The sequence below is a fragment of the Mesorhizobium sp. M2E.F.Ca.ET.209.01.1.1 genome, assembly GCF_004010375.2.
In the GTDB taxonomy this organism is placed as follows: Bacteria; Pseudomonadota; Alphaproteobacteria; order Rhizobiales; family Rhizobiaceae; genus Mesorhizobium.
The window spans coordinates 1-325 of sequence record NZ_SADP02000749.1; the positions used below are offsets into that span (position 1 = coordinate 1).

Genomic DNA, 325 nt, shown 5'->3' on the forward strand with positions numbered 1-325 from the left:
TTGACCCTGAGTCGGTCGCGCGCCTGCTGGGCAAGTGTCAGGCCAGAGCCACGGACCAAGATCTTTCCAATTCCGACAACATGGCGCTGGTCGGCGTGCTATCGACCCAACTTCTTCACCAGCAGTTTATCGCGAGCCGCCCTGGCGGCACCCGTAAGATTCCGCTCAGCGTCGATGTTGACTACGAGGTTAGGGAAGAGGTGTTGGCATGATGCATCTCGCGATACCGTTGTTGCATGACTATCTCAGATACTCGGCTGACCGCCTGGGCGACAAGGTGGCGCTGGTCTGCGGCGGGCAACGCCTCACCTATGCCGAGATCGAG

1 pseudogene is annotated in these 325 nt (G+C 59.7%); it reads left to right on the forward strand.

Annotated elements, in window-relative coordinates:
- A pseudogene (locus EN852_RS37730) lies at nt 1–212 on the forward strand (asparagine synthetase B); the annotation flags it as partial.
- Nucleotides 213–325: the final 113 nt, after the last annotated feature.